Source organism: Craurococcus roseus (assembly GCF_039523795.1).
In the GTDB taxonomy this organism is placed as follows: domain Bacteria; phylum Pseudomonadota; class Alphaproteobacteria; order Acetobacterales; family Acetobacteraceae; genus Craurococcus; species Craurococcus roseus.
Map to the genome: position 1 here is coordinate 1 of NZ_BAAAFZ010000090.1, position 8564 is coordinate 8564.

The window sequence follows — 8564 nt, forward strand, 5'->3', positions numbered from 1 at the left end:
GAGTAGCGGCACCGGGGCAGGCGGTGCTCCGGCGGGGAGCGGAACGGGCAGTCGGGCGGGTGGTCGGCTGGGTCGCGGAGGGGCATGGCGCGTCGGTCACACCGGCGAAGCGTAAGAACATAGCATGAACAATAGTTTGGTCGGACGGCGATGCTTGACGGCGCAAGAGGATCGGTCGCGCCGATCTGGACCGAGCCACAGGCGCCGTCTTGTGGCGCGTGGCGGGCGGTGTCGGCGACGCGCTGCGGCGAGGGACGCGGCCGGTGTCGCCTCCGTCGGTCGGAGGGCGCCGCGGAAGGACGGCGCACTCCCGACTCCTTGCCGGCCGGCACGGGCTGCCTCGCACGCCACGGGGGCAGCGTCATGGCCGTGCGTGGTCCCGGCGCGCACCCATGGCGGCGGCGACCGGCCCCATCGGCGCTCGCGCGACGGCCCTGGCCTCGGCGCCCAGCTGAGCCATGCGCCGCTCACGTTCGTCCGCACGTAACGGAGGCATGAAGCAAGAAGAGCGGCGTGTCACCGCCCCTTGTTTCGTATTGGCACCATAGACGGGGTTGGATGGCGCCGGTGACGAATCGCGTCCGGGGTGCCGTTCCGCGGTGCGCGCCGCGGACCGGACGCGTGGCCTTACAAGGAATCAACGCCTTGCCCCTCGATCCCACGCCGGTGCCGACCGGGCTGGCGTTCCGCCTCGATGCCGTCACGACCGAGGCCCGCTTCATGTAAGGGGCGGTGCCCCTCGCCGGCGGCGGCTTCGTCGTCGTTTGGCAACGCCAGGAACCTTGGAAGCCCGGCGACGGGAGGCACAGCACCAAATACGACATCTACGCGCAGCGCTACGACGCGGAAGGAAAACTCGCCGGGGCCGAGTTCCGCGTCCATGACGCGCCGGAGAGGAGTCAGATCTCCCCGCGCGTCGCCGCGCTGGCCGACGGCGGCTTCCTCGTCGCCTGGAGCAGCATCGATCCCGCGCGGTCCGACGGGCAAGGGTCCGGCTTTTTCGCCCGGCGCTACGCCGCGGACGGGACCGCCCTCGGCGACGGGTTCCGCATCCACGACGACCAACCAGGAGGATCGGCGGTTGCCGCCCTCGCGGACGGCGGCTTCCTGATCGCGTGGCCGAGCGACGATCCGGCGGTCGCCAGTGGCCTCGTCGTGCATGCCCGGCGGTACGGTCCCGACGGCGTTCCGACCGACGCCGATCTCCGCGTCAGCGACGCCCCTGACGCGCTGTTGAGCGGGGTGCAAGTCACCGTCTTGGCGGACGGCGGCTTCGTCCTCCTTTGCCACACCTCCGACCGGTCGGTGTCCGGTAACCACGGCGTTCTCGCCCGGCGCTACGCCGCGGACGGCACCCCCGTCGGCGACAGTTTCCCTGTCCACACCGCGCCCGCCGGCGACCAGTTGTTCGCGAAGGCCGTCGCCCTTCCGAACGGCGGTTTCGCCATCGTCTGGCAAGAGTCCGCCGAGGCTTCCCGTTTTCCGCAGCACGACACCTACGACATTTTCGCGCGGCGGTACGCGGCGGACGGCACGCCTCTCGGCGACGGGTTCCGCGTCCACGACGCGGTCAGCGACGGCGAGCTTTTCCAAGGTGCCACAGCCCTCGCGGACGGCGGCCTTTTGGTCACCTGGATGATCTTCGATCCTTCGGGGTCCGGCCGCTACCTCCACTACGCCCGGCGCTTCACGGCGGACGGCGCCCCAGACGGCGAGGAGTTCCGGGTCCACCCCGTGCGGCCCGACGACGACTGGACGGGTTGGGCGGGTTGGGCCGCCGTCGCGGCGGGCGTGCCTTCGCAGGTCGAGGGCGACACCGGCGTGACGGAATTCACCGTCGACGTGACCCTCAACACAGCGTTCTCCTCAGCGCAGAACGTGGCGTGGCGGGTGGAAGGCAGCGGCGGCCACGCCGCCGACGCGGCCGACTTCGAGGGCGGCGTCCTGCCCTCCGGCACGCTCAGCTTCGCCGCTGGGGAGACGAGGAAAACCGTCACCGTGCGGGTCGCCAGCGACGCGCTGGTCGAGGCGGACGAAGGCTTCACGGTCCGGCTCTCCGATGCGTCGGCGGGCCTGTTCCTCGCCACCTCCGGCGCTGGCGCGACGATAGCAGACAACGACCCGCCGGTCGTGCGGGGCGATTTGCCTCCCGATCGCACACCGGTACCCACCGGCTCGGAGTTCCGCGTCAACGCCACCACCGCGGACTACCAGAGCGGGCCGTCGGTGGCCGCTTTCGCGGACGGCGGCTTTGTCACGGCTTGGACGGGCCGGACCGCCGACGGCACTTACGACGTCTTCGCCCAGCGCTTCGCCGCCGACGGCCGAGCGACGGACGGCGAGTTCGGCGTCAACGCCACCGCCCTCGGGGACCAGAACGCGCCGAGCGTCGCCGCCCTTCCTGACGGCGGCTTCGTGGTGTCCTGGACCGGCACCGGCGCCGACGGCACACGCGACATCTTCGCCCGGCGCTTCGCGGCGGACGGCGCCGCCGCGGGCGGGGAGTTCCGCGTCGACGCCACGCCCTCCGGGGACCAGTACGGGCCGAAGGTCGCCGCCCTCGCCGACGGCGGCTTCGTGGCGTCCTGGGTCCTCTACGACGCCGACGGCACACGCGACGTCTTCGCCCGGCGCTTCGCGGCGGACGGCTCGGCCGCGGGCGGCGAGTTCCACTCCGGCTCCGCCGCCGCAGGCAACGAGTACTCCCCGTCGGTCGCCGGCCTCGCGGACGGCGGCTTCGTCCTCTCTTGGTACTCCAGCGGCCGCGGCGTCCTCGCCCAGCGCTTCGCGGCGGACGGCGCCGCCGCGGGCGGCGAGTTCCGCGTCAACGCCACGACCCCCGGCAATGCCTCGCGGCCGGACGTCGCCGCCCTGGCGGACGGCGGCTTCGTCGTGTCGTGGGACAGCAACACGGGCAATCGGCGCGCGGACGTCTTCGCCCAGCGCTACGGGGAAGACGGCGCCGCCACGGGCGGCGAGTTCCGCGTCCGAGAATCCAGCCTAGGCATGAACTGGCAGCCGGCGGTCACCGGGCTCGCGGACGGCGGCTTCGTGGTGTCCTGGGTGAACTCCGAACCTGTGGGCAGCGCGGGCCTGATCGACCGGGACATCGTCGCCCGGCGCTTCGCGGCGGACGGCGCCGCCGCGGGCGGGGAGTTCCGCGTCACCGCCGCCACCGGCGGGGGGCCGCAGGCGCCCTCGGTCGCGGCCCTGCCCGGCGGCGGCTTCGTCGTCGCCTGGGACGGCGCCGACGCCGCCGGCGCCACAGACGTCCTGGCCCGGGTCTTCTCCGCGCCGGGCCCGGCCGGCACCGTCCACGTCTCGGCCGACGACGCCGCGAAGGCCGAAAGCGACGCCGGCACGACCGCCTTCACCTTCACCGTCCGCATGGACGCCGCCTCCGACGCCCAGCAGAGCGTGCGTTGGCAGGTGGCCGGCGCCGGCGCTGATCCCGCCACCGCCGCCGACTTCGTGGGCGGGGCGTTGCCCTCGGGCACGCTGGTCTTCGCCCCCGGCGAGACCAGCAAGGCCGTCACGGTCGCGGTCGCGGGCGACGCCGCGGTCGAGGCCGACGAGCGCTTCGCCGTGGCGCTGTCGGACGCGTCCTCCGGGCTGGCGCTCGGCGTGGCGTCCGCGTCCGCTGCCATCCTCAACGACGACGCCGTGCCGCCGGCCCCGCCGAACATGCCCGTGGTCCGCGGCACGGCGCTCGACGACAGCTTCGCCAAGGTGCCCGGCCGCGCCGCCTACGAGGGCTTGGGCGGCCACGACTCGCTGGACTTCGGCGGCGCGGGCTTCCGCGGCGCCCACGCGACGGCGGGAACCGACGGGAGTTGCGTCCTGACCCACGGCGGCGACGCGGCGGTCCTGCGCGGCGTCGAGGAGGTGCGCTTCGCCGACGGGCGCTTGGTGTTCGACGCGGACGACCCGGCGGCGAAGGTGCTGCGCTTGTACGAGGCGGCGCTGGACCGGCTACCGGACCAGGGCGGGCTCAACGTCTGGATCGACGCCGTGCGGGACGGCCAGCCTTTGGCCGAATTGGCGCGGGCCTTCCTCGGCTCGACGGAGTTCCAGGCGCGCTTCGGCGGCGCCGGCACGGACGACGGCGCCTTCGTGGACCGCCTGTACCAGAACGCGCTCGGCCGCGCCGGCGACGCCGAGGGGCGCGCCTTCTGGGTGGACCGGCTCGACACGGGCGCCGCGACCCGCGCCGACGTCCTCGCCGCGTTTTCGGAGGGTCCCGAGAACAGGGCCGCCACCTCCGACCTAGTGCGTAGCGGCATCTGGGACCGCAGCGAGGAAGCGATGGAGGTGGCGCGGCTCTACGACGCGGCGTTCGGCCGCCTGACGGACGCGGAGGGGCTCGCGTTTTGGAAGGGGCGCGTTGGAGCGCGGCGCCGTTTCGCTGGGTCAGGTGGCCGACGCGTTCGCCGGCGGCGCGGAGTTCCGGGCCAAGCACGGGGCGCTGGGCGACGACGGCTTCGTCGAGGCGCTCTACGCGAACACGTTGGACCGGCCGGCCGACCAGGTCGGACTCGAGTTCTGGACGGGCCGGCTCGGCGCTGGCGTGGCGCGGTCCGAGGTGGTGCTGGCCTTTTCCGAAAGCGCGGAGCATGTCGCGCTCACGGAGAAGGGCATCGGCGGCGAGGCGTCGGCGGAGTTCGGCATCCTGTTCGCCTGAACGCCGGGGCGGCAACGGGGGCCGGAGCCGCTCCGGCCTCGCCGATCCCCGTGCCGATTGCGCGACCCGGTGGCGCGGCGGTCCGCCTCCCCGGCGTTTCGGCAGACGTGCCCCGGGGCGGCGCTGGCCGGCGCGGGGCCGGCTGGGCCCAGGCGCGACTCCGCTCCTCCGCGAAGCGGTAGCGCCTCCCCCGAACGCGAGCGCCGGAGCGCGTCGAAACCCGTCGCGGCGCGCGAATGACAAAAGTTTGTTTCGAACCTGGATCGTGCCGCGCCGTTTGGTGCGAACGGCGAACAAACGGCCTCCGGAACGGCACACCGCCGGTAGACCCGGGGCCGGCGCCGGACCGTCCAGCTTCGAAGGAGCCAGCGCCTTGCCGCTCTACCCCACACCCGTGCAGACCGCGCCGGAGTTCCGCGCCAACAGCACCCTCGCGGGCGACCAGTACGGTTCCTCGATCACAACCCTGTCCGATGGCGGCTACGTCGTCGCATGGGCCGGCAGCGAAACGCCCGGCTCGGCGCTCTACGACATCTACGTGCAGCGCTACTCGGCGGCCGGCGCCGCGGTGGGCGTGGAAAGGCGCGTCAACACCAACGCGGCCGGCTCCAACACCACCGCGACCGGCTTCGAGCACGGCCCGACCGTCACCGGCCTCGCCGACGGCGGCTATGTCGTGTCCTGGCTCGGACCGGGCACCGAGAGCCCGAACGTCGTGGCGCAGCGCTTCGACAGGAACGGCGCCCCGATCAACGGCGAGTTCACCGTCAGCACGAGCAACGGCTTCCACGACCTGCCGACGATCACCGCCCTTGCGGGCGGCGGCTTCGTCGCCACCTGGGTCGGCCCCGGAAACAACGGCAGCGTCGAGGTCCGCGCGCAGCGCTTCAACCCGGACAGCAGCCCGGCCGGCGGCGAGTTCGTGGTCAACAGCGGCTTGGCCGGCGACCAGGGCTCGCCCAAGGCGGCGGGCCTCGCGGGCGGCGGCTTCGTCGTGACCTGGAGCGGCCCCGGCGCCGCCGGGCCGGAGATCTACGCCCAGCAGTATTCGGCCACCAGCGCGGCGGTCGGCAGAGAGTTCGTCGTGAACACCGCGACCGCCGGGGACCAACTCCGGCCGACCGTTTCCGCCCTCCCCGACGGCGGCTACCTGGTGGCTTGGGTCGGCAACGAGGTGGCGGGCGCCAACAACTACGATATCTTCGCCCAGCGGTACTGGGCCGACGGCAGCGCCAATGGCGGGCAGTTCCAGGTCAACGCCGCGTTCAAGGCCGACATCAACGGGTCGGTGGACGTCACCGAGCTGTCGGACCGCGGCTTCCTCGTGTCCTGGAGCGGCATCGGCGCCGACGCCGCCGACATCTACGCCCAGCGCTACCTGGAGAACGGCGCCAAGGCCGGCGCCGAGTTCCGCATCAACGCCGACACCGCCGGCTACGAGTACGGCCCGTCGGTGGTGGGCCTCGCCTCCGGCGGCTTCGCCGTGACGTGGAGCGACAAAACGGGTGCCGGCGCCACGGCCGACACCGACGTGTTCCTCAAGACCTTCGCCTTCCCGGCGCCGGTCAGCGCGGTGAACATCGTGGCGAACCAGCCCGCGCAGGCCGAAGGGGCCGCGGCCGCCACGACCGCCTTCACCTTCACCGTCACCCTCGACGCGAGGGTGGCCACCGCGCAGACCGTGCGGTGGCAGGTGGAGGGCGCGGGCGCGAGCAAGGCCGCGGCGGCGGACTTCGCCGGCGGTGCGCTGCCGGGCGGGACGCTCACCTTCGCGCCCGGCGAGACCAGCAAGACCATCACGGTCAACGTCGCGGGCGATGCAGCCGTGGAGTGGAACGAAGCCTTCGCGGTGCTGCTGTCGGACCCGTCGGCGGGCATCGGCCTCGCCGTGCCGGGCGCCGCCGCCACCATCGTGGACGACGACGCCACCTTCGTGCCCGGCACCGGCGGCGACGACGTCTTCACCGCGCAGGCCGGTCGCTTCTCCTACGACGGCTCTTTCGGGCACGACAAGGTCGAGCGGCTCGACATGGGTTTCCGCGGCGCGCAGGTCGCGGTGCAGGCGGACGGCAGCGTCCTCATCACCAAGGGCGCGGACGCGATGCTCCTGCAAGGCGTCGAGGAGGTCCGCTTCCTGGACGGCCGGTTGGCTTTCGCGCCCTACGACCCGGCGGCGAAGGTGGCCCGGCTGTACGAGGCGGCGCTGGACCGCCTGCCCGACCAGTCCGGCCTCAATTTCTGGGCCGCCGCGGTGCAGAACGGCGAGCCGCTGTCCACCTTGGCTTCCGGCTTCCTGTCCTCGCCCGAGTTCCAGGCCCGCTTCGGCGGGGCGACGGCGGGCAACGGCGCCTTCGTGGACCAGCTTTACCTCAACGTGCTGGGCCGCGCCGGCGAGGCGGAGGGCCGCGCCTTCTGGGTGGGCGCGCTCGAAAGCGGAACGGGCACCCGCGCCGACGTGCTCGCCGCCTTCGCCGAAAGCCCGGAGAACCAGGCCGGCACCGCGGCGCTGGTGCAGAACGGCATTTGGGACCGCAACGAGGCCGCGGCGCAAGTGGCGCGCATGTACGACACCGTGCTCGGCCGCGCGCCCGACGCGGCGGGCCTGGGCTTCTGGAAGAACGGCATGGAGAGCGGCGAAGCCTCGCTCAACGGCATGGCGGACTCCTTCACGGGCAGCGCCGAGTTCCAGGCCAAGTACGGGGCGCTGGACAACCGCGGCTTCGCCAACGCCTTGTACGTGAACACGCTGGACCGGCCGGCCGACCAGGCCGGGCTCGACTTTTGGACGGCGGCGCTCAACAACGGCGAGCCCCGGTCCTCGGTGGTGCTCGCCTTCTCCGAGAGCCCGGAGCACGTCGCCCTCACCGCCCCGACCATCGGCGGCGAGGCCCGGACCGAGTACGGCATAGTGTTCGTCTGAACGCCGGAGGGTTGGCGGGGTCGGGGCTATTCCAGCCCCACCAACCCCCGCGCGAAGTCCCGCGCCTCGAAGGGGCGGAGGTCGGCCGCCGTCTCGCCCACGCCCACCATGTGGACGGGCAGGCCGAACTCCGCCGCCAGCGCCACCACCACGCCGCCCTTGGCGCTGCCGTCGAGCTTGGTGACGGCGAGGCCCGTCACCGCGACCATTTCCTTGAACACGCGCACCTGCTGCACGGCGTTCTGGCCGGTGGTGGCGTCCAGCACCAGCAGCACGGAATGCGGCGCCGACTCGTCCTGGCGCTTCAGCACGCGGACGACCTTGCGCAGCTCCTCCATCAGCGCCGCCTTGTTGTGCAGGCGGCCGGCGGTGTCCACGAGCAGGACTCGCGTGCCGGCTTCCTTCGCCGCCTTGAGCGCGTCGAAGGCGAGGCCGGCGGCGTCGGCGCCGGGCTTGGGCGGCGCGTGGACGGCGCAGCCGGTGCGCTCGCCCCAGATCTGGAGCTGCTCCACGGCGGCGGCGCGGAAGGTGTCGCCGGCGACGAAGGCGCAGGACAGGCCCTGCTCGCGGTACTGCTGGCCGAGCTTGGCGATGGTGGTGGTCTTGCCGGTGCCGTTGACGCCGACCACCAGCACGACATGGGGGGCGCGGTCCGGCTCGATCTCCATGGGCAGCGCGACCGGTTGGAGGATGGCGGCGATCTCGTCGGCGAGCGCGGCCTTCACCTCCTCGTCCGTGACCTCCTTGCCGAAGCGGGTGCGGCGGAAGCCTTCCACGATGCGCTGCGCGGCGGGCAGGCCGAGGTCGGCGGAGATCAGCGTTTCTTCCAGCTCTTCCAGCGCCTCGTCGTCGAGCCGGCGCTTGCGGAACAGGGAGGTGACGCTGTCGGTCAGGCGCGCGGTGCTGCGCGCGAGGCCGCCGCGCAGGCGCGACAGCCAGCCGCCGCCGCGTCCGGCCGGTTCG

3 protein-coding genes are annotated in these 8564 nt (G+C 73.2%); 2 read left to right on the forward strand and 1 reads right to left on the reverse strand.

The window, feature by feature from the left end:
* Positions 1 to 732: 732 nt before the first annotated feature.
* Complete coding sequence (locus tag ABD067_RS26570) at positions 733 to 4863, forward strand: DUF4214 domain-containing protein (RefSeq protein ID WP_343897802.1); 4131 nt, start codon at positions 733 to 735, stop codon at positions 4861 to 4863.
* A gap of 191 nt (positions 4864 to 5054) precedes the next feature.
* Positions 5055 to 7601 carry a DUF4214 domain-containing protein gene (locus tag ABD067_RS23295; RefSeq protein ID WP_343897803.1) on the forward strand — a complete coding sequence of 849 codons (2547 nt, stop codon included), beginning with the start codon at positions 5055 to 5057 and terminating at the stop codon, positions 7599 to 7601.
* Positions 7602 to 7627: 26 nt separating this feature from the next.
* Here ABD067_RS23295 and ftsY read toward each other — a convergent pair whose 3' ends face one another.
* Complete coding sequence (gene ftsY, locus ABD067_RS23300; protein WP_343897804.1) at positions 7628 to 8536, reverse strand: signal recognition particle-docking protein FtsY; 909 nt, start codon at positions 8534 to 8536, stop codon at positions 7628 to 7630.
* Positions 8537 to 8564 lie beyond the last annotated feature (28 nt).